General features: G+C 42.7%; 21 protein-coding genes and 1 tRNA gene. 7 read left to right on the top strand and 15 right to left on the bottom strand.

Going from position 1 to position 18,972, the window contains the following annotated elements:
* Nucleotides 1-45 precede the first annotated feature (45 nt).
* The 10 genes from EAH55_RS29050 to EAH55_RS29010 all read right to left on the bottom strand — a co-directional run bounded on the left by EAH55_RS29050 (nt 46) and on the right by EAH55_RS29010 (nt 5,934).
* A complete protein-coding gene (locus EAH55_RS29050) occupies nt 46-279 on the bottom strand; it encodes a hypothetical protein (protein WP_121812764.1) in 234 nt (77 codons plus the stop codon).
* A 74-nt stretch (nt 280-353) separates the two neighbouring features.
* Nucleotides 354-587, bottom strand: a complete 234-nt coding sequence (locus EAH55_RS29045) for a hypothetical protein (RefSeq protein WP_121812763.1) — start codon at nt 585-587, stop codon at nt 354-356.
* A gap of 2 nt (nt 588-589) precedes the next feature.
* Nucleotides 590-1,231 (bottom strand): DUF3164 family protein, encoded by a 642-nt coding sequence (locus EAH55_RS29040; RefSeq protein ID WP_121812762.1) that lies wholly within the window; start codon nt 1,229-1,231, stop codon nt 590-592.
* Nucleotides 1,228-1,536: a hypothetical protein gene (locus EAH55_RS29035; protein ID WP_121812761.1), complete on the bottom strand. Its 309-nt coding sequence runs from the start codon at nt 1,534-1,536 to the stop codon at nt 1,228-1,230. The genes EAH55_RS29040 and EAH55_RS29035 overlap by 4 nt, the downstream gene beginning before the upstream one ends.
* Nucleotides 1,537-1,547: 11 nt before the next feature.
* Complete coding sequence (locus EAH55_RS29030) at nt 1,548-1,856, bottom strand: helix-turn-helix domain-containing protein (protein ID WP_121812760.1); 309 nt, start codon at nt 1,854-1,856, stop codon at nt 1,548-1,550.
* Entirely contained in the window at nt 1,857-2,261 is a 405-nt protein-coding gene (locus EAH55_RS29025; RefSeq protein WP_121812759.1) for a hypothetical protein, read from the bottom strand.
* 160 nt (nt 2,262-2,421) lie between these two features.
* A complete protein-coding gene (locus tag EAH55_RS29020; RefSeq protein WP_121812758.1) occupies nt 2,422-3,321 on the bottom strand; it encodes an AAA family ATPase in 900 nt (299 codons plus the stop codon).
* Nucleotides 3,322-3,381: 60 nt separating this feature from the next.
* Nucleotides 3,382-5,424, bottom strand: coding sequence for a Mu transposase C-terminal domain-containing protein (locus EAH55_RS29015; protein WP_121812757.1), 2,043 nt, complete (start codon nt 5,422-5,424; stop codon nt 3,382-3,384).
* Between the two features lie 64 nt (nt 5,425-5,488).
* Entirely contained in the window at nt 5,489-5,647 is a 159-nt protein-coding gene (locus tag EAH55_RS31105) for a hypothetical protein (protein ID WP_162997093.1), read from the bottom strand.
* A gap of 20 nt (nt 5,648-5,667) precedes the next feature.
* Nucleotides 5,668-5,934: a hypothetical protein gene (locus EAH55_RS29010; protein ID WP_121812756.1), complete on the bottom strand. Its 267-nt coding sequence runs from the start codon at nt 5,932-5,934 to the stop codon at nt 5,668-5,670.
* Nucleotides 5,935-6,022: 88 nt separating this feature from the next.
* On the opposite strand from EAH55_RS29010, the gene EAH55_RS29005 reads away from it, so the two are divergent.
* The 3 genes from EAH55_RS29005 (at nt 6,023) to EAH55_RS28995 (ending at nt 8,161) form a co-directional block, all read left to right on the top strand.
* Nucleotides 6,023-6,970: a S24 family peptidase gene (locus tag EAH55_RS29005; RefSeq protein WP_121812755.1), complete on the top strand. Its 948-nt coding sequence runs from the start codon at nt 6,023-6,025 to the stop codon at nt 6,968-6,970.
* A gap of 284 nt (nt 6,971-7,254) precedes the next feature.
* Complete coding sequence (locus EAH55_RS29000; RefSeq protein WP_121812754.1) at nt 7,255-7,827, top strand: REP-associated tyrosine transposase; 573 nt, start codon at nt 7,255-7,257, stop codon at nt 7,825-7,827.
* Between the two features lie 130 nt (nt 7,828-7,957).
* On the top strand, nt 7,958-8,161 hold the full coding sequence (locus EAH55_RS28995; protein ID WP_121812753.1) for a helix-hairpin-helix domain-containing protein: 204 nt from the start codon (nt 7,958-7,960) through the stop codon (nt 8,159-8,161).
* 41 nt (nt 8,162-8,202) lie between these two features.
* On the opposite strand, the gene EAH55_RS28990 is transcribed toward EAH55_RS28995, so the two are convergent.
* The 4 genes from EAH55_RS28990 to EAH55_RS28975 form a co-directional block, all read right to left on the bottom strand.
* Nucleotides 8,203-9,135 (bottom strand): bestrophin family protein, encoded by a 933-nt coding sequence (locus EAH55_RS28990; protein ID WP_121812752.1) that lies wholly within the window; start codon nt 9,133-9,135, stop codon nt 8,203-8,205.
* A 31-nt stretch (nt 9,136-9,166) separates the two neighbouring features.
* Entirely contained in the window at nt 9,167-9,658 is a 492-nt protein-coding gene (locus EAH55_RS28985; RefSeq protein ID WP_114936225.1) for a hypothetical protein, read from the bottom strand.
* A 739-nt stretch (nt 9,659-10,397) separates the two neighbouring features.
* The gene (locus tag EAH55_RS28980; RefSeq protein WP_121812751.1) at nt 10,398-11,762 is read right to left on the bottom strand and encodes a HAMP domain-containing sensor histidine kinase; all 1,365 of its coding nucleotides are present in this window, start codon (nt 11,760-11,762) and stop codon (nt 10,398-10,400) included.
* Complete coding sequence (locus EAH55_RS28975) at nt 11,759-12,442, bottom strand: response regulator transcription factor (RefSeq protein WP_114936227.1); 684 nt, start codon at nt 12,440-12,442, stop codon at nt 11,759-11,761. Before EAH55_RS28975 ends, EAH55_RS28980 begins: the two co-directional genes overlap by 4 nt.
* A gap of 250 nt (nt 12,443-12,692) precedes the next feature.
* Between EAH55_RS28975 and EAH55_RS28970 the strand changes: the two genes are divergently transcribed.
* Together EAH55_RS28970 and EAH55_RS28965 are read left to right on the top strand one after the other, a co-directional pair.
* Entirely contained in the window at nt 12,693-13,841 is a 1,149-nt protein-coding gene (locus EAH55_RS28970; protein ID WP_121812750.1) for a hypothetical protein, read from the top strand.
* Between the two features lie 53 nt (nt 13,842-13,894).
* The gene (locus EAH55_RS28965; RefSeq protein WP_121812749.1) at nt 13,895-14,218 is read left to right on the top strand and encodes a toxin-antitoxin system YwqK family antitoxin; all 324 of its coding nucleotides are present in this window, start codon (nt 13,895-13,897) and stop codon (nt 14,216-14,218) included.
* 220 nt (nt 14,219-14,438) lie between these two features.
* On the opposite strand, the gene EAH55_RS28960 is transcribed toward EAH55_RS28965, so the two are convergent.
* The gene (locus EAH55_RS28960; RefSeq protein ID WP_121812748.1) at nt 14,439-17,576 is read right to left on the bottom strand and encodes a glycosyltransferase family 117 protein; all 3,138 of its coding nucleotides are present in this window, start codon (nt 17,574-17,576) and stop codon (nt 14,439-14,441) included.
* Nucleotides 17,577-17,789: 213 nt separating this feature from the next.
* Between EAH55_RS28960 and EAH55_RS28955 the strand changes: the two genes are divergently transcribed.
* Together EAH55_RS28955 and EAH55_RS28950 are read left to right on the top strand one after the other, a co-directional pair.
* Nucleotides 17,790-17,860: transfer RNA gene (locus EAH55_RS28955), tRNA-Gln, on the top strand.
* A 164-nt stretch (nt 17,861-18,024) separates the two neighbouring features.
* Entirely contained in the window at nt 18,025-18,969 is a 945-nt protein-coding gene (locus EAH55_RS28950; protein WP_112572913.1) for a ribose-phosphate pyrophosphokinase, read from the top strand.
* The last annotated feature ends 3 nt before the right edge of the window (nt 18,970-18,972 follow it).

The raw sequence follows: 18,972 nt of genomic DNA, 5'->3' as shown, positions 1-18,972 counted from the left end.
AGTACCCGGCCGGGGATGCGAACCCCGGCATAGCACCATGCCGGGTTAAAGGTTTTTAAGTAGCCGGATACAGGTAGCGGCGGTTTGGATAGCTTCTTTTCTAACTTCCTCAACATAACCACCTTCGTATTTTTCTTGTAGGGCAGCCCTTACAAGCTCTCCACTTTCTTCTGCCACAATAGCGGCCGCGTGTATCCTGTCTTTAGGCCATTTAGGATGTTTAGATTCTGCCCTATTTACCTCTATGAGGATTTCGTTTACTACCTCTGATAATCTCATGTTGTTATGTGTTTAACTGGCTTTATTGCCATTGTACCCGCCCCAGCCTCGAACCGGGGTGGCTGCCTGCCGGGTTAAGGATTGATGAAAAAATCGAAGGGGATTAACTTGCACTCCAATTGCTTTAAATCAGCTTTCGGAAACTGCTTTTGAACTTTGCCTTTTACTAAATCGTAAGCTTTTTGACCTGCTATTTGAGCGTTCGCTGCAACCACCAATCCTTTTACTACAGACGGTTTGTATTTTATTTGAGGCTGGCCGGGTTCAAATGCCTTTAGGCGAACGAAATACATATTTTCTTTTGCCATGATTATATATTTGAAAAGTTTAAGTGAACATCAACGTAGTCGCCTTTTTCGTTACGCACATAGAGGCTGAAATACTGCTTACTTTTAGGCTTGCGAATAGCCTGCCTAACAAATGCCATAGCCTGTTTATATCTTACATCGGGTATGTTTTCTTCGTGGCGTAACAGGGCTAAAATCCGCTTACTATCCAACCTGCCATCGCGGGTACTAAATGCATCCATGATGATAGTTTTAAGCCAGTCGCTTGCAGATGAAAGGCCATCGTTAAGTATTTCATCCAGCTTGTTTTTAGCCAGCATTAACAACCCTTCGTCAAAGGCAATAGCCTCATTTACATTGATCTCAATTTTAATAGAGCGGTCGAAATTGTAACGGGTGATATTGCCTTTGCCTTTGCTTTTATTGTTAATTCCTCCGTTTTCGTTTAAAAAGGCTTCGTATAATTCAAAAGCTATATCAAAGCATTTCTTCTTATGCTTTTCGAGTACAGTCCGAAGGGACAACCGCTCTTTAGCCAGTACCGATAATTTGGCTTCTGCAAGGCGTTCGCTTTTGTTGATCCTGTCTAAAGGTATCAGGTCGCCGCTTTCGTTTACCCACTTCTTATCGGCCGGTTTCTGTTGTTTAATTGTTAATCCTGTCATGCGTATCGTTTATTGAGTTCATTAATTTGGTTACTGATAAATGTTTGCTCATAGAGCCACTGGGTGCCGAAATTGCGGCTGTTGAAGTACACGTAATAGGCTTTAGCTTCAACATCGGTAAGGGATATGCTATATCCCCGCCCTTTTAATTTCGATTCCAGTTTTGAGCGTAGCTTTTTGAAAACTTGCGTTATTAAATCCTTTACAAGGCTTTCGGCTACGTCAGTTGCAGGGGTTGGTAGTACCTCACTTACAAATAAGTTGTAAAGTGCCTCCGCTTGCTGTATTGTGAGTTTTAAAAGCATTTTAAAGGCATTTAAAGGATTGTTAAAAGCAATCGGGAATGATCACCGCGCAAATCGGCATACAACTTTAGCCAGGCTTTTAGCTTGCTTAGCGCTTTAGTGATATTTTCGCGGTTCATGTTAAAAAAGTCGGCGATTTCCTGATGCGTATAACCTGCCTTTTCCATCAGGGCGAAGGTGATGTAACGGCGCTCTGTTGGCTTGCGGCGGTCATCACTAACGTCTTTCAGGTCGTCAATCAATACGCCTAACTGATCTGCTGCCTGTTTAGCAAGTAAGGCAAGTGATTTCTTTTGTATTTCTATAGTTTCGGTGTTCATTTATAGTATGTGTTTAATTAGCGGTTTTACTGTTTTAAAGACTTCCTGTAGTATCGAACTGTGAGGGGTAAACTCAAATGTTTCAGGATTGTGCATGGCATCGTACAACTGCATTCGTTCGTCCAAATCACGTTTGCGTATGCCATCATAAGCCACAACCAGGCTTTCGCATTCATCCACAAAGGCCATATCTGTTTTATGCCAATGGTTACGCCACCATGCCCAAAAAGTCGGGTTGCTCTGCAAGGCTTTGGTAAGCGTGGTATCACCTGTGTGCATTTGTAAGTAATCATAAGCGGCAAACATTACCACGCTGCCGTACTGCACTTCAGTAAGTTCAAGCAGGTGCATAACCCTTTGGCGGGTGGCCTGCTGAATGGTTATTTGTTGCTTTATTTGGCTCATATTAGTTTTGAAAAATATCTTATATGAAAAATCTGTTGCTCTGTTCTCATAGCTGATAACCAGTATCGCATGTGGAACTTTTTGCTAAGCTTTTTTTTAAGCTTACGTGGTAAGCGAAATTTCTTATCTGCGTGAACTATCAGGGGTTTGTTATACTTACTCATGCTGCTTCCTCCTGATTTTTCATATCTTCTAATTCGGCTTGTTTTTGTTTCCAAGCATGCACCAGGCGTTCAACACGGCGCATATCTACAACGCCGTTTTTGATAGCGGCACCGTTGGCAATAAAGGCAAGTGATTCGGTATCTGTCACCCCGTTGGTTTTGGCTACCAATATGGCATCATCATAATCGGGCGTAGGTATTTCGATGAACTTGCCACCCAATCGGCTAAGTATCTCATTAAAGCCGATAGAGCCACGCGCTTCGCCCAGTTCAATACGATCGCGCAGGTTGTGGGTACCAATCAAAACAATACCGCAACGCTTCCAAAGGGCGTTATACAGGTCGATAAACAACAGCAATAAGCCGTTTCTAACCTTCTCCATTTCATCTATAATGATGATAGGCTGTTTGTATTTGTCGACACGTTCTTTGATGATAGAGGTTAGCAGAGATACAGTACCGGCATTTGATTTAATGCCCATTGATTGCAGTATTTTAGCTAACAGTTCCTTTTCGGTCATGTGGCGTTCGCACTTCACATAAAACACGTTTTTTTCTTCCTTCACGTAGTTGTCAAGCATGTCGGTTTTGCCGCTGCCGGGGGTGCAAACCAGCCCGAACACGTTGCCGTGCATACGGGCATCATCAAAGTAGCCGCGAAGTTTTATGGCCGGGCGGGTATCGGCATGGTACCAAATTTGGTCAAGCCTCATGCCTAATTGTTTGGAGATTTTAACCCACATGGCATCACCTAAACCGTCGTCTTTGCCCGCAATGATCTTGCTTACGGTGGCGTTTGATACTTTCAGTTTAGCGGCTGATTTAACCTGACTGCCGGAGTGCGACACATGTTTGTTTAATTCGGCGCGAATTAGTTCTTTTGCTATGTTATCCATTTTTAATTAGCTTTTAAGTGTTTAACTGGCCGGATACGTGAGGGTGTCCGGCCTTTATTTTTACATTTCGTCGTAAATACTTTGGGTTATTTGTGGCGCTTTTGGCCGGGCTTTATGCTCTATCTTCACGTTTTCGTACTGATCTTCATAGCCACCTATTTGCTTTTGCGCCTTGTGGTTAATTGCTTTAACCAGTACACCGGCCTGTAACACACTTTGCGCATCTATTTCAGCACGTTGTAGGCGTTCGTCGCGGCTGGTTACATAGTCAACCATCTTTTGCGTAATGGCTTTCTTTTCTTCCTTGCGTTCGTGGAGGCGCTGGCCGTCGCCTTCTTGCATATCAGCTACCGCCGATGGTTGTAACACGTATTGGCCGGTTACAAAGCGGATACCGTTGTGATCCGTTACAAGTACCTGGCTCAAATCTGCCGGGTCGTAATACACATCAACCTTTTTGTTAACACATTCCGGGAAATACTTAGCCGGTATATCAAAGCTGTATTTGATATTGTTAAGCTGGAAGTTAAGCCCGGCCGGTTGCAGGCGTAACGATTCGCGCGGGTCGCGTAGTTGGTGTTTCGCGCCCAATATTTCTATTTTGCGCTCAATACTTAAGCGTTTCTTTTGGCTCATTGCGCTTTCTTGGAAGCCTTTAAGCCAATATTCCTGCCTGCTTAAATCGGTGCCCGGCATTGGGGCATGCCTCATTTGGTTGATGGTCATTTCTACCACGGCAGGCGCGTGTTTTTTATCGGGGAAGTTGGCACTTCGTTTTTGCAGCGCTTCGGCGTTAGGGCGGGCATTTGCGCCGCGCGCTGTAATGTTGGCACCCGAATAGTTAGGATACATTTTGAGTATTTTATGCAACGGATTGCTAAATACCCTTTCAATGTATTTGGATTGAGCAACAGAAGCGGTAAAAAACGTGGTTTCGCCACCCATCTTTAAAAATGTAGCCAAATCGCCTTTTAAAGCCGGGTCAATACTCCATTTATCAGATTTAATCTGATGCCATAAGTATGCGTCGCCGGTAAGCTCAACAATGTGAGCCATAGCGTTGCGATAGGCTTGCTTTATCAGTTCAATAGTAACCGTTTCGCCTATGGCATAGCCTAAAACGTAATCATTGTAGTTGTCAACAACCACGTACATCACCGGGCGGTAATAGCGGTTGGTATTTTTGCGGCCATTGCTGTAAGTGGTTTCAGTGAAGTATAAGTCTAACACGTTATCATCACTGTTTACATAAATGAGCGGCGCGGTGGGACGGGCTTGCTTAATTTGCTTGTTGTATTTGTTGTAGGCAGCCGCTTTACCTTCGCGGGCTATAACAACCTCGTGGTAGTTATCACGGCGGCGATAGCCCACAGCTTGCGGGGTTATGGTTTTGCGGCCATTTTCAAGCGCCCAATTATTATAGGCTTGAGATATAACCACATCATCATGTTTGTTATCAAGCGCAATAAGGTGCATCAGGGTATCTTCGGCCTGCTGATCTTTAACCTTTTTGCTATTGTCGTTGCCAAAACGGTATTCTTCTACCAAATACCGGAATCCTTGCACTTTATAGTGCTTAATCTTCTCTTTTAGGCGGGTTTCATTAGGGGGTAAACCCACTTTTTCGGCTTTAATAACATCGGCTACGATAGACCAAAAGGCAGCCATTTTGATATTAAAATCACGTTTTAAAGCCTGTTTATCGGTGGTATAATGGCTTATAGCATCGATATAGGTAGCCGCTTTGGTGTATTTGTCGCGGTACGCTTCGGGCAAGTTCAATCCGCTGGGCAGCGTGTACCCCTTGCCATTGGTATTATTATAAAAGTCGAATGCTTTTTGGTTCCAGTTGATAGTTACCCAGTCAACAAGCGGCTGTTTAACGATATACTCGTAAGGGTTGCCGTATTTTTCTATGATCTTCTTTTTACGTTCGTCCGATAGGCTTTCGTAATCTATCAGTACTTCTCTACCTAAGCCACCATACCCGTAAACGGTTATGGTACCCCGCTGACGAGATTTATTATAGTTCTCTACAGACATAAAGCCCGGTACCAACTCATGGTATTCAAGGCAGAGGTTATTTAATTCGTTATACTTCATTTGGCTAATTAGGGTGTTACAAGCCCCGGCCTCGAACCGGGGTGGCTGCCTGTCTGTAAGGGGTTTAATATTTGTCGATTAAGTGCGGATCAACGATGTTTAGCACAATGGCCGCTATCGAGAACAATGCTATTGATAATGCGATGAACTGAATGAGTGTCAGTTGATTGTTCATTAGCGCATGAGGAAACATTTTGATTTCTTTGATAATTAGCTTTTTCATGATTTTAAGTGGTTTGAGGGTTATTTATTTATGAGGGCTTTTTTGCTTTCGATTATTTCACCTACAAATTGCAGTAGTACCGCCTGGCCGTCAATAAGCAGTTCATTGCAGTATTTAACCAGGTCGGTAGCCGGGGTATCTGCTGTACGGTCGCCGGTACGAACCTTTTTAACATAACTGGGCGACACGCCAACTATATCAGCAACCAGTTTTGCCGTAGGTGCAGGTAACACCAGCGTTGTAGATTTTTTATTACAAGTGGATATTATATTTTTATCTTTGGTCATAATAGTGTTCCTTTGCGGTCACAAATATTAGAACTTAGTCTAATAAAAACAAATATTTAATAGAATTTATTCTACTATTCTTGAAAACATGCCTGAAAAACGCCTTATTGATAGGTTTATTGAGTATCTGACAGCTAAAAACATTAGCTTTTATCGTGCTGAAAAAGATTTAGCTGTCGGAAATGGCTACATTCAAAAGGCAATTACCCGCAACGGTCAGTTTGGAAGCGATGTGATTGAGAAGATAGGGAGCGTGTACTTAGACATTAATCTAATATATTTGATAACTGGTACCGGCGGAAGTGCGATATTAGAATATAATCAAGCTAATACCCCATATTCTATGAGTGCCTTTAATGACCAGTCGGCACCATTCAATACAGATACCCCTACTATCATCGGGAAGGCTATTGCAAGCAAAAACGAAAATCCTGTCCACCCTACTGTCCATCCTCCTGCTATTTTGCACCCAAAAGTGATTACTGTTGATAGTAAGGGTAACGAAAACATTTTGCACGTATCGATAAGGTCGGCGGCTGGTTATTTGGCCGGTCATTCAGACCCGGAGTACCTTGAAAAGCTACCGTCGTTTAGGCTACCCGGCCTCACTGGAAAGACTTACAGATCATTTGAAGCGGATGGCGATAGTATGGACCCGACAATAAAACACCAAGAGATGGTAATAGGGGAATGGGTTGAAAGTTTGGAGGATATTAAAGATGATCGGGTATACATTATAGTGACCAAAAACAGCCGTCCAGTAATAAAAAGGCTGTTAAACCGCATAAATTCGTTAGGTTTTATTATAGCCAAGTCAGACGCTACTAACAATAGACAGCTATACAAAAACTATACTATAGACCCTGATGACATATTGGAAGTGTGGTACGCCAGGTTTCACGGCAGCTTCGATTTTCAAGCTCCGTCAGATATGTGGAAGCGAGTTAACAACCACGAGGCAGATATCACCGTATTGCAGGATACAGTAGATAAGCTTATGAGCGTCATTAAAACGGCAGGTTTGTTAAACGAATAGAATCCACCCCTTTAAATGCCTTTAAATTTTTTCGCAAAATGGAAGGCAAATTAACCCTAATTGTACAAGTCGTTTTTACAGCACCTTGTAAAAACCGCCTTAATCGTACTAAAAACGGACTTTTTTATATTCTAATTGTTACAAGTGGTTTTAACCCCCTTAAGTGTGGTTTTATTGAGTATTCCATAGAGGAACTTTTCTTGCGCTCGTTTGTAACGAGCGCTTAACATGGTCTTGCGATTGCATCGCACGATCGTTAATTTAGCCTAAACCTCTTTTTCACAATGTCACATCAATACAGGGTCAGAAACCATGAAGAAATTCATTTTATAACTTTTACGATAGTAGACTGGATTGATGTATTTATACGGCCCGGTTACAAGCAACTTATTATTGACTCACTTATTTATTGTCAGAAAAATAAAGGTCTTGACATATACGCATTTTGTTTGATGAGCAATCATCTGCATTTGTTAGTATCCGCTGTGGCGCCCAACAGGTTACCCGACATTGTGCGCGACTTTAAAAAGCATACCAATAAACAGATCATCAAGCTCATTGAAACAGAAAATGAAAGTCGCAGAGATTGGATGTTATATCGGTTCAAGTACCATGCAAAATTTGACGACCGTATACAAAATCATAAAGTATGGCAAGATGGTTATCACTCGATTGAATGCGACCGGGAAGACATACTTTTCCAAAAATTAGATTACATTCATGACAATCCGGTCAAAGCAGAGATTGTAAGCTATCCTGAACATTATATTTATAGTTCGGCGGCTAATTATGCCGGGCAACCGGGTTTATTGGAAGTTACCTTATTGGAAAGAGGCTTTATAACTGTAAACTTTTAGTTTGCTTACGTTACAAACGTAAGCCCATGTTAAGCGCTCGTTACAAACGAGCGCAAGAAGTTGCGTAGCTGTATGACATGGCTTTTATTAATATGATCGTTAAATTTGATCATCAATTAAACCGTTTGTTATGAATACTGAAGAATCAAACAGCCCCTTTGGTAAACTGGGTAACCCGGCGCGGCGTGCATTGGCTAATGCGGGTATTACATCGTTGCTTGAGTTATCAAAACTAACCGAGAAAGAGTTTTTGCATTTGCACGGCGTGGGCAAAAGTTCGGTGCCGATAGTGAAGGAGAAAATGAAAGAAGAAGGTTTAGGCTTTAAGGAATAAATAAGTGAACCCCTGTGCCTTCCCGCACAGGGGTGTAAAGCTTACAGTATATAATACACGTTTGCTTTAGCGGCGGCAGGTTGAACTGCTGCCTTTTCACTCTCATGTTTATCGTTAAGCATCTGCTTCAAATCGCGTTCAATGGTTTGCGAAATGGCAGTTGTTGGGGTGTCTGTTGGTTTGCTTTCAAATGGGTCTTGCAGATGAATAGCCATTTTCTCTACCAGTAAAAATGCTGCTGCTATAGCTATGATCAGCGGTACTTCAAACATACCGAAGAACTCGATAAGGCCAAAGGGCAGCAGTATGATGAACAGGTACAGGCAAAAATGAATATATAAGCTATACGTAACCGGGAACACGGTGTTCTTGATCCGCTCGCATTTACCCATGGCATCGCACAGGCGGGTAAGCGTACCATCTATCTGCACCTGCTGGTAATCATTAAGCCATCCGTTTTTGTAGGCCAGCCTTAAATCGAGCCCGTGCAGTTTTAACAAGCTGTTAGGTACGTTGCTAAAGCGGTGGGTAAACTTCACTTCTTCGTCAACTAACAGATGGGCGTTTTTGGCATAAGGGTCTTGCTTGCGTAAAGATTGACTTAAGCCGTAGCACCAGGCTATCTGGCGGTAAACAAAGCGCTTTTTAAAACCTTCTATTTCTTCGCAGTCAGCTTTATCGCCATCTAAAAAGCTGATCAGCTCGCGGGTAAGTGATCTCGAATCGTTCACTATGGCTCCCCAAATGCTGCGGGCTTCCCACCAGCGGTCATAAGCCTGGTTTGAGCGGAAGGCCAGCAACAATGATATGATGGTTGCCAATATAGCCGGAACAGCAATAGGGATTGAAATGCGGTATTCAGGGAAAAAGCGATGGAACAGGGCGATAGTTATGGCATAACCGGCAACAAGTAAAAGCTCGTTCTTGATTTTTCCCACCACATACTTTACCGGGATATTTTCTTTTAGTAACATAGATAAATGTTTTAAATGATATTAATAAATATTAAACCTCCAGCAGCTCGTGCTCTGCTTCGTTCTTCACTAAGGTTAAAGGCTGTTTAACCTCAGTTTTAATGGTAACTATCTTATACCCGCTGCGCTGCATGAGTATAGTAGGGTCGAAACTGTTGGGTGTTAACCTTGCGTAGCTATGATTTTCGGGCATGGCAATCAGTTCGGTTTCTTTTGCTTCCAGATAGTTTTTGAATACAGCTACGGTGTTGCCATAAAAAAAGTCGGGCGTAATGTTCTCTATCTGATCTGCATAGTCGTTTTTCAGCATGGTACAGCCCGCGTAAAAATCGTCGTCAATTAACTGGTATTCCCGGCTGCGGCGGGATAACAATAACAGATCGGATATAGAGTCGGATAGTTGCAGGAAGTGAACAAGCGATATATTCAGTTTTTGTTTTGAATAGCGCTCGGCTAAAACAGGTATAATGTTTAATGATGATAAGGTGAAATCAGACGGGATAATGATGTTTAATGTTTTCATGATGATACCTTTTTTGTGTTTACTACTGTTTGTTGATACAATAGTAGGTACCGGGCATTAAAGCGGTTTAAGAAAGAAATTAGAATGTGATTAGAATTTTTAAATAATAAAGAAAGTTAGGCTGGTTGGGTGAAGCAAAGGACTGCAGGGAATAATATCCACCGTCATGCCGAACTTGTTTCGGCACCCCATAAGCCGGGTAGGCGATTTGCTTAGCTGGCGGCTCAGCCTGTGGGATCCCGAAATAAATTCGGGATGACGCACGGGCAAAGCTACTAAATTTTCTACACCTCGCCACCGCGCCATTGCGAGGTACGAAGCAATCGCGAACTGTACAGAGGGATTTGCATAGCTGTGCTGTAAGCTGGGGATTATTGATTGTGGTTTGCTTTTTATGGGTATTAATGAGCGCCCTTAAGTCGGTTATCTTAGTGTTTTATAAAAACGTATTTGTGAGTTATTACCTATTAAGTTTTCGTTTTGTGACTATGGGCGTTGCCTCCGGCCCGTGCTATCCGCTCATACTGCACAGGCATTAGCCACAAGGCCGGTATCCGCTACTATCACTAACGCGGCCCCCGCACAAGCAAATCTTAATGGCATATACAGATATCCTCCGTCATGCCGAACTTGTTTCGGCACCCCACAAGCCGGGTAGGCGATTTGCTTAGCCGGCGGCTCAGCGTGTGGGATCCCGAAATAAATTCGGGATGACGCAGGGGTAAAGCTACTACTTTTTCTACCCCTTATAAACCGGCAGCATCACCCTGATATCGGTACCTTCATTTTCTTTGGAGATAATGCCGATATTACCCTTATGCAGCCTTACAATGTTCAGCGCCAGCGGCAGGCCTACACCATGCCCCTCATACTTGCCTGTATTTGATGCGCGAAAAAATGGCTCAAAAATATGCTGCACATCGCTTTCGGGGATACCAATGCCCTGATCCTTTATGCTAAAGATGATGCTGTTGTTTTCGGTATACACCCTAAGCGTTACCGGCTTGTTTTCAGAATATTTACAGGCATTGAGGCCTATGTTACTTATAGCCAGTTTAAGCAGGTTGATGTTTCCTTGTGTTACCAGGCTATCCACATCATCGGGTAGCGACGAAAAATCGATGCTGAGGTTATTGGTGGGGATAATATGGTCTACAGCATCTTTTACCATAAAGGCCAGTTCATCGGCACGGATCTGTTCCCAATTCTGCTTTTTACCGTCGAAACCGCTTTGTGCCAGACCTAATAAACTGGTGATAATGTCCTGCAAGCTTTGAGTGCCTGTCAGGATTTCTTTAAGGTTTTTATGCAGATCGGCTCCCGGTGTATCAATGTTTTTGAGCGAAAGTTCGGCTTCGCCCTTAATAATCGCCAGCGGGGTACGCAATTCGTGCGAGGCATTGCTGATAAAATTGTTTTGGGTTTCAAAGGCGGTTTCCAGCCTGTCGAGCATGTTGTTGAACGTTTGGGTAAGCTCGGCTATCTCATCTTTACCGCTATAATCTTCCAGGCGTAAGTGCAGGTTGCTTGCTGTAATGGTATTTACCTTTTTTATAATCTTACGTACCGGCTTAAAGGTATGGTATGAAAACCGGCGACCGATAATATAAACGATTAATATGGAGCTGAGAAAGCAGATGATCAATACCTGTTCAAGGTCATTAAGTTCGCTTAGGCCCGATGGGTTGGTTGCCGAAACAACAATAATAGCATCGCCTTCCGGGAAATGGAATATATTGCCGGCGTAAAATACATTGTTGGCTTTAAATCTTGATTTTCCGTTGTAGAGGATATTATTTATCAGTTCGCGGGGAACGCCTTTTACAGTTTTGCCTTTGGTATAAACTTCGGGTTTAATAACGTACTGCTTTTCGGCAATGAGGCGTTCAAGATAGCGCTGCCTGATCTCCTTGTACATGCCAAGGCTGTCGCGGTCATTAAGGTGATGGATTTGGGATGAGATGTTTACCCGGGTTTCAAGCCGTTTATAAAAATCATCAAACGTAAACTGGTGTACAAAGTAAAAAACAGCGCTGCTCAATATCAATATTACCGATACTGTTAGGCCAAAAAACAGCAGCGCTACTTTTTTCTGAATGGTCATGCCGCGTTATTTTTTAAAATATAACCCATGCCAATAACCGTGTGGATAAGCTTATTGTCAAAATCCTTATCCACCTTTTTGCGCAGGTAGTTGATATACACATCAACCACGTTGGTACCCATGTTAAAATCAATGTTCCAAACGTGCTCCAATATTTCGATGCGGCTAAGCATGTGGTTTTTGTTTTTAGCCAGAAACTCCAGCAGGCGGTATTCGGTAGCGGTAAGGTCGATGATCTTATCGCCCCGTTTAACCGATTTTTCGTCGCCGTTGATGACCAGGTCGGCAATTTGGATCACGTTTGCAGGTTGCGCAAGGTTTGTATTGCGACGGGCGAGGGTACGGATGCGGGCGTTAAGTTCGGCCAGGCTGAAAGGCTTAACCATGTAATCGTCGGCACCGCTGTCAAGGCCTACCACCACGTTTTCGGTAGTGCCCAGGGCGGTAAGCATTAGTATGGCAGCGTTTTGGTTAGCCTGCCTTAAGCGTCTGCAAACCTCAATGCCATTAATACCGGGCAGCATGATATCCAAAATGATCAATTGAAAATCCATTTTCATGGCCATATCCAGCCCGGTTGTACCATCAAGGGCAACACTTATTTCGTGACCTTCGGCAGTAAGGTCGCGCTGGATAATGGATACCAGTTTGGGTTCATCTTCAATTAACAGGATCTTCATTGTGGCAAATATATATTACGCTTAGTATAAACAATAAATAAGCATGATGTTTTAGTTAAACTCAACAGGAATATCGGTAAACTTCGGCCAGTTATTGGTAAGCTACTGTATTGGCACCTCTGTCCGCAAGGTGCCGCCCCCGCTACCGGACGGACACCATCCTTATAAACTTCAACCAGTTATGTGATGTTTTAGTTAAACTGATCAGGAATATCGTTAATTTAAAGCGATAATAATTGTAAGCCAGCTTATGCCTAATCCTTTCAAAATCATCAGCAACGCGATGTGCCTTGTGCTTCTATTAGGGGTATTGGGCTGCCATCATGAAAGCAAGCCGATACATAAAAAGCCACCTAAAAAATTGGTTAAGGCAAAAGCAAAGGAATATGTAGAGGTTAAATACACCGAGCCGCAGCTTATTGCTTTTTTTGATAGCGTGGGTAGGTTGCCTGTTGAGCCTTTAGCTAATAAAGCTGCTTTTTGGGCTGATTCTGTTTTTGAGAATTTTACTGAGCCGATGAGCAGGGTGCTGTCTGATGCTGATTTCACGTTATTGAAAAGCTGCATACGTAAGGGGATGATAAAACCAGTTGATGCCAGAAGCATATTTGGCGAACTGAAAGTTGATAGCACTTGTACATCGAAAGGACTGTTTGATTCTGTTAAAAAAGGAAATGTTTATTTGCAATATTATCCTTTTGGAGGTAAGAAAAGCAAGTTTGACGAATTTGGAATATTAGTAGGGGATGCGGGACATTGCGACAGCTCAGAACTGTATTTTTTTAAGGGTAATAAAATAATAGCAAAGCAAAGTGGCTACAGCAGGTATACTGATAATGTACAATACTTTAAAAATGTGGATGGCGAAAGTATAGTTTACCGGCGAATGGAATTTAATGAGGGTTCGGGTATTTGGTGGTTTAATTCTTTCTTTTATAAATACGATGGCGATAAATTAATCCCTGTATTAAATGAATTAATGAATTCAAACTTGTTACAGCCTTCGCCATGGGGCATTCGTGAAATTTGGCTGGAATCGACCATTCAACATACCAACCCTTTAGTCATGAAGTTTGTTTATCATCAACAATTTCAGGATACCGCCGAATATGATCATTATGTAGCTGATCCTAAACGAGGGCCTATGATAGTTAATGATTCAACATTGGTAAGATATGCTTGGAATGCGAAAACAAAAAAGTTAGAAGCGCAGTTTGAATCATCTAAAATAAACAGGCCTCAAATATTGTCATGCTACCTTATTGATAATGAGCTTTTGTTTATAAACGCCTATCATCAGCGGTTAAAAAAGATGATGCTCAACAAAAAAAAGAAAAGGTATATACTTCACTATTTGAATAACATAAAGAATTATCAAAACGAACCTGGTGAAAAGTAAGGAGGCGCTTTCTAAACGTCGACCCAATAAAATAACACGATAAAATAAGAGGGATGAGCTTGATAGTTAGTTATGAGGATGTTGAACAAAAAGGTACTGATGCCGGCGGTGATATAATTTATTATTACCAGAACGAACCTTTAACTGGAATAATTAAAGACTATAAGGATGGTGTATTAGTGGGTGAAGCTGAATTTACAGATGGGCACAGAGGAGGTATTCAAAGGGAATATAATTATCCCAGCGGAATATTAGTTGAAGAATATTTTATAAAATTTAACAAACTGGAAGGTTCGTTTAAAAATTGGGATGACAACGGCATTTTGGTAAGCCACACTGTTTGGCAAAATGGAAAATGTGTACAAACGGTACTGTAACGACAGGCACTGGTCAAGGCAATCCTTCACCATCCCGTCATTGCGAGGTACGAAGCAATCCCCGATTGGTAGAGCGGCTAAGCAAATCCCCAGTACAGTTTGCGATTGCTTCGTGCCTCGCAATGACGCTTTTTGTTGGCTAAACTTCAACCAGAAATTTATTAAACAAAAATGCCCGCCTTTTAAGTTAAGGCGGGCATTTCAAATATAAGAACAGAACTTATCTCTTCCCTGTCACTCCAAATTTCTTTTCAAAGCCACTCAGTTGTGTATTGAATTTGTTGAATAGTTGCGGTTGCTTGTATTGCTTGCTAAACTCAACCAGGCCACCTAATATCTGCATAGAATATTGCAGATCACGGTTTTCGAGGTTTGTTTCGCCTTTTTGCAACAGGGCATAGCTGTAATTAAGCTGATTGTTTACATAATCATCAACCAGGTTAGCCAGTTTGTTGCCTAACGGAATGTCGTTTAGGCGGTAAGCGTTTTCGATCATGTAATATTTGCGTACCGCAATCTCCAACGAGTTGATGGTGGTTGGCATTACCTCATCATATTTCTTCAGCACTTTACGGGCCGAATCAGGTTTACCTGCTTTCGCCAGATCATCGGCCAGGGTTGAGTAAAGCCTGGTGATAAGCGGGTAAAACATGGTCATTGATTCATGATCAAGGTAGCTGGCGTTTTTCATATTGCCCCACCTGTATTTGGTCATCATGTTTTCGTACATTTTACCGGTATTGCTGGCTTCAAGCGGCCCAACAGCTGTATCCGGTTTCAGCGGCAATAAACGATACGCAAAACCTTCATTATACATATACTTATCCAAACCAATCATGTTGCTGTTTGGCACGGTAACCGAAAAATAAATCGGGCGTTTCCAATCATTATGGGTCAGGATATCCATCATGGCTAATACATCTTTGGTTACGTAACGACCGTTAAATGTCCAGTCCATTTCAGGTGTTATCCTGTCTTTATCGGTAGCAGCAACAGTACCGGTTTTAACAACCTCATCGGCATTAACCGTTAATTTGAATTTGTTGGTTGGCAGATAGTTGGCAACATCACCATTATTATACTCAACCATAGCTTCTTTTTTATCAGAAGTGATGAAGTCAAAAACATCTTTTAGTTCGGTTGCTTCGGGAATCTTCTGGTCGTTGAAATAGATCACGTCGCGTACACCGGGTTTAAACTTATCGTTAGACATGCTGATAGGCAATGGCTCCGACTCATTCATCTTGTTTTTCATACCGCGGATGTACCAGTCGGTACCCAGCAAGCTCAGGTTTACGATTCGCACATCCGGACGGACGTTTTCAACCTCCTGAATGTACCAAAGCGGATAGGTGTCATTATCGCCATAAGTAAACAATATAGCGTTTGGCGCGCATGAGTTAAGATAGTTATAAGCCATATCATGCGGCGTAAGCTTGGTGGAGCGGTCATGATCATCCCATTCCTGGTTAGCCATTAGTAAAGGGGCAGCCACAAGGCAAACCACTGTTGAGATGATGGCGCTTACCCTGGCGTTAAGTTTTTTACTCAACACATCGGCAATACCTATCACGCCCAAACCTATCCATATTGCAAAGGCATAGAAAGAGCCGGCATAAGCATAGTCACGCTCACGAGGCTGCAGCGGGTCCTGGTTCAGGTAAAGTACAATGGCTAAACCGGTGCAAACAAACAGGATGGCCACAACACCTGCTTCGCGCTGATTGCGGGCAAAATGAAATACCGCGCCAAAAAGGCCTATGATAAGCGGTAAAAAGAACAGGCGGTTATAGCTTTTGCTTTCGGTAACCGAGTAAGGAAGGGGCTTGCTGAAATCCCATCCGCTGATCCACTCGCCATCGGCTCCGGAGCCAAGGCTTTGGCCGTCAAGGTCATTAGAACGACCAACAAAGTTCCACAAGAAGTAACGGGTGTACATCTGGTTAATTTGCCATTTAGCAAAAAAGTTAATGTTTGAACCGAAGGTTGGATGCTCGCTTTCGCCAAGGCCTGTCCATTCACGGTAAAATTCCGGGTGACCAGGTTTATCGCTAAACATACGCGGGAATATGGTATTGCGGTCATAAACGGTATTCAGCTTTTTGCCGGCAACCTCGTATTTAGTTGCTCCGCGACGGTAAATATTAGCACCCTCGGTTTGTGCTGTAGCTTCCGAATCAAAAAACTGACCGTACAATAATGGGGTATCGCCGTACTGGTCGCGGTTAAGGTAGCTGTTCAGGGCGAAGGCATTTTCCGGGTCGCTGTTGTTAAGGTTGGGGTTAGCTTTTGCACGTACCACAATCATCACAAATGAGCTGTAACCAAACAGGATAAACAGCAGGCAGATTAAAAAGCTGTTAAGTGCAAAGCGCTTTTCGCGGATTTTTACACCATACTCTAATAAGGCTAAAATACCTACGCTTACTATAAGGCCAATAATGCCACCGCTAATACCTAATATCAGCACAAAACATACCGCCGCTAAAATAATGGCAGGTTTAATAGGGTTTATGGTGTAATAAATACCAGCTACAATAGTGATGATCAATAAAATAAAGAATACCACAGCGCCGCTGCCAAAGCCCATACCCAGGGTATTTACAAAAAGCAGGTCGGAAAAAGCCGCGCCTTTTACGGTGTATTGTATCACTCCCCAAAGCACAAATGCTAATGCCACAACACTGGCCAAAAAGGTAAGTAGCGTACCTTTGGTAGTAACGCTTTTAGCCTTACGGAAATAGATCACCAGGCCAATGGCAGGTATCACCAGCAGGTTTAATAAGTGGATGCCTATAGAAAGGCCCATTACATAAGCGATAAAAACTATCCATCTGTTGGCATGAGGTTCATCGGCGTGGGCATCCCACTTTAATATAGCCCAAAATACTACTGCGGTGCAAAGTGATGATTGCGCGTAAACTTCAGATTCCACCGCCGAAAACCAAAAAGTATCCGACCAGGCATAAGCCAAAGCACCTACAAGGCCCGAGCCAATGATCAGGATCAGGTTGGTATTATTAAGCTGCTCCTCTGTTTTAACTAAAAGTTTTTTGGCAAGGGCGGTAATGGTCCAAAACAGGAACATAATGGTAGCGCCGCTGGCCAGTGCCGATGCCATGTTGGCCCAATAAGCTACTTTAGTATTATCACCCATAGATAACAGGGTGAATACTTTGCCTATCATAGTAAATAAGGGCGCACCGGGCTGGTGAGCTACCTGTAAGCGATAGATACAGGCAATAAACTCGCCGCAATCCCAAAAGCTTGACGATGGCTCAAGGGTTAAAATGTAGGTTACTGTGGCAATAATAAAGGCTACCCAGCCAAATATATTGTTGAGTTTTTTGTAATTCATGTTTGAATGCTATATAAAAAACAGGATTAATGCAGCCGAAAATAACAAAACTATTGGGATGTTGCCATCAAAAACGGGCTTTTGAAGCGTATTTGAATTTTATTTTGCTGTATTTGAGGTGTTAATGAATTTTTTTAAAATTCTATTTTGACTTTCAAATCTTAGCGCTATATTTGCATTCCTTTTCGGGGAGTAATACAAACCAAAGGAGATTGCCTGATAGTATAATGGTAGTACGACGGTTTTTGGTACCGTTTGTCTAGGTTCGAATCCTGGTCGGGCAACAATAAAAATTCGGATTTCGGATTTTCAATTTCGGATTTATTCTGATTGGAAAACTTGAAATCCGAATTGTGTTTTAAGGCGTTTGTGAAGCGGGAAGGCCTTATTTTAATAAGGCAGAGTAATCAATCCGAAATCGAACATCCGAAATTCAAAATCAAAGAAAATGCCCTTACAATTTAACCCGGTTAAATTATTTACAGGATCAGGCTCGCCGGAGCTTGCGCGTCTGATAGCTGATGCATATGGTCGTGAATTAGGAGAAGTTGTAATATCGCGTTTCAGCGATGGAGAATATCAGCCGCATTTTAACGAATCTGTAAGGGGGAGTGATGTTTTCCTGATCCAGTCTACCCATCAGCCTACCGATAATTTAATGGAATTACTCATGATGATTGATGCCGCCCGTCGTGCGTCAGCTCATTATGTAACTGCCGTTATACCTTATTTTGGTTTGGCCCGTCAGGACAGGAAAGATAAACCACGTGTTGCCATTGGTGCAAAGCTGGTAGCTAACCTGTTGGTTGCAGCCGGTATTAACCGTATCATGACCATGGATTTGCACGCAGCGCAAATTCAGGGCTTTTTTGATGTTCCGGTTGATCACCTGGATGCTTCTATCATTTTTGTGCCTTATATCAAAAGCCTTGGCTTAGGTCACCTTACCATTGCATCGCCTGATATGGGCGGTTCATACAGGGCCCGTAGCTTTGCCAAGTTTTTTAACGCTGAAGTGGTAATTTGCGACAAACGCCGTAAACGCGCTAACGAAATTGAAGCCATGACGCTGATAGGTGATGTTACCGATCAGGACATAGTATTGATTGACGACATCTGCGATACTGCAGGTACATTGGCAAAAGCAGCCGGACTTATCATGGAGCGTGGTGCACGCAGCGTACGCGCCGTTTGTACACACCCGGTATTATCAGGCAAAGCTTATGAAACTATCGAAAACTCGGCGTTAACCGAACTGATAGTTACAGATACTATACCGCTGAAACAGCAAAGCTCAAAAATAAAAGTGCTTTCAACTGCCGAATTGTTTGCTAAAGCGATAAGCAACGTAAACGAACACGGCTCGATAAGTACCTTGTTTAAGGTAGAGTAGTAG

The sequence above is a fragment of the Mucilaginibacter kameinonensis genome (assembly GCF_003675385.1).
GTDB classification, from domain to species: Bacteria; Bacteroidota; Bacteroidia; order Sphingobacteriales; family Sphingobacteriaceae; genus Mucilaginibacter; species Mucilaginibacter kameinonensis.
The sequence above is the reverse complement of the archived record's forward strand: the minus strand, read 5'-3'. Positions and strand labels throughout refer to the sequence as shown.

Bases quoted from the DNA above. Each gene is read 5' to 3' on its own strand.
- EAH55_RS29050 (WP_121812764.1), bottom strand. From the start codon at position 279: ATGAGATTATCAGAGGTAGTAAACGAAATCCTCATAGAGGTAAATAGG.
- EAH55_RS29045 (WP_121812763.1), bottom strand. From the start codon at position 587: ATGGCAAAAGAAAATATGTATTTCGTTCGCCTAAAGGCATTTGAACCC.
- EAH55_RS29040 (WP_121812762.1), bottom strand. From the start codon at position 1,231: ATGACAGGATTAACAATTAAACAACAGAAACCGGCCGATAAGAAGTGG.
- EAH55_RS29035 (WP_121812761.1), bottom strand. From the start codon at position 1,536: ATGCTTTTAAAACTCACAATACAGCAAGCGGAGGCACTTTACAACTTA.
- EAH55_RS29030 (WP_121812760.1), bottom strand. From the start codon at position 1,856: ATGAACACCGAAACTATAGAAATACAAAAGAAATCACTTGCCTTACTT.
- EAH55_RS29025 (WP_121812759.1), bottom strand. From the start codon at position 2,261: ATGAGCCAAATAAAGCAACAAATAACCATTCAGCAGGCCACCCGCCAA.
- EAH55_RS29020 (WP_121812758.1), bottom strand. From the start codon at position 3,321: ATGGATAACATAGCAAAAGAACTAATTCGCGCCGAATTAAACAAACAT.
- EAH55_RS29015 (WP_121812757.1), bottom strand. From the start codon at position 5,424: ATGAAGTATAACGAATTAAATAACCTCTGCCTTGAATACCATGAGTTG.
- EAH55_RS31105 (WP_162997093.1), bottom strand. From the start codon at position 5,647: ATGAAAAAGCTAATTATCAAAGAAATCAAAATGTTTCCTCATGCGCTA.
- EAH55_RS29010 (WP_121812756.1), bottom strand. From the start codon at position 5,934: ATGACCAAAGATAAAAATATAATATCCACTTGTAATAAAAAATCTACA.
- EAH55_RS29005 (WP_121812755.1), top strand. From the start codon at position 6,023: ATGCCTGAAAAACGCCTTATTGATAGGTTTATTGAGTATCTGACAGCT.
- EAH55_RS29000 (WP_121812754.1), top strand. From the start codon at position 7,255: ATGTCACATCAATACAGGGTCAGAAACCATGAAGAAATTCATTTTATA.
- EAH55_RS28995 (WP_121812753.1), top strand. From the start codon at position 7,958: ATGAATACTGAAGAATCAAACAGCCCCTTTGGTAAACTGGGTAACCCG.
- EAH55_RS28990 (WP_121812752.1), bottom strand. From the start codon at position 9,135: ATGTTACTAAAAGAAAATATCCCGGTAAAGTATGTGGTGGGAAAAATC.
- EAH55_RS28985 (WP_114936225.1), bottom strand. From the start codon at position 9,658: ATGAAAACATTAAACATCATTATCCCGTCTGATTTCACCTTATCATCA.
- EAH55_RS28980 (WP_121812751.1), bottom strand. From the start codon at position 11,762: ATGACCATTCAGAAAAAAGTAGCGCTGCTGTTTTTTGGCCTAACAGTA.
- EAH55_RS28975 (WP_114936227.1), bottom strand. From the start codon at position 12,442: ATGAAGATCCTGTTAATTGAAGATGAACCCAAACTGGTATCCATTATC.
- EAH55_RS28970 (WP_121812750.1), top strand. From the start codon at position 12,693: ATGCCTAATCCTTTCAAAATCATCAGCAACGCGATGTGCCTTGTGCTT.
- EAH55_RS28965 (WP_121812749.1), top strand. From the start codon at position 13,895: ATGAGCTTGATAGTTAGTTATGAGGATGTTGAACAAAAAGGTACTGAT.
- EAH55_RS28960 (WP_121812748.1), bottom strand. From the start codon at position 17,576: ATGAATTACAAAAAACTCAACAATATATTTGGCTGGGTAGCCTTTATT.
- EAH55_RS28950 (WP_112572913.1), top strand. From the start codon at position 18,025: ATGCCCTTACAATTTAACCCGGTTAAATTATTTACAGGATCAGGCTCG.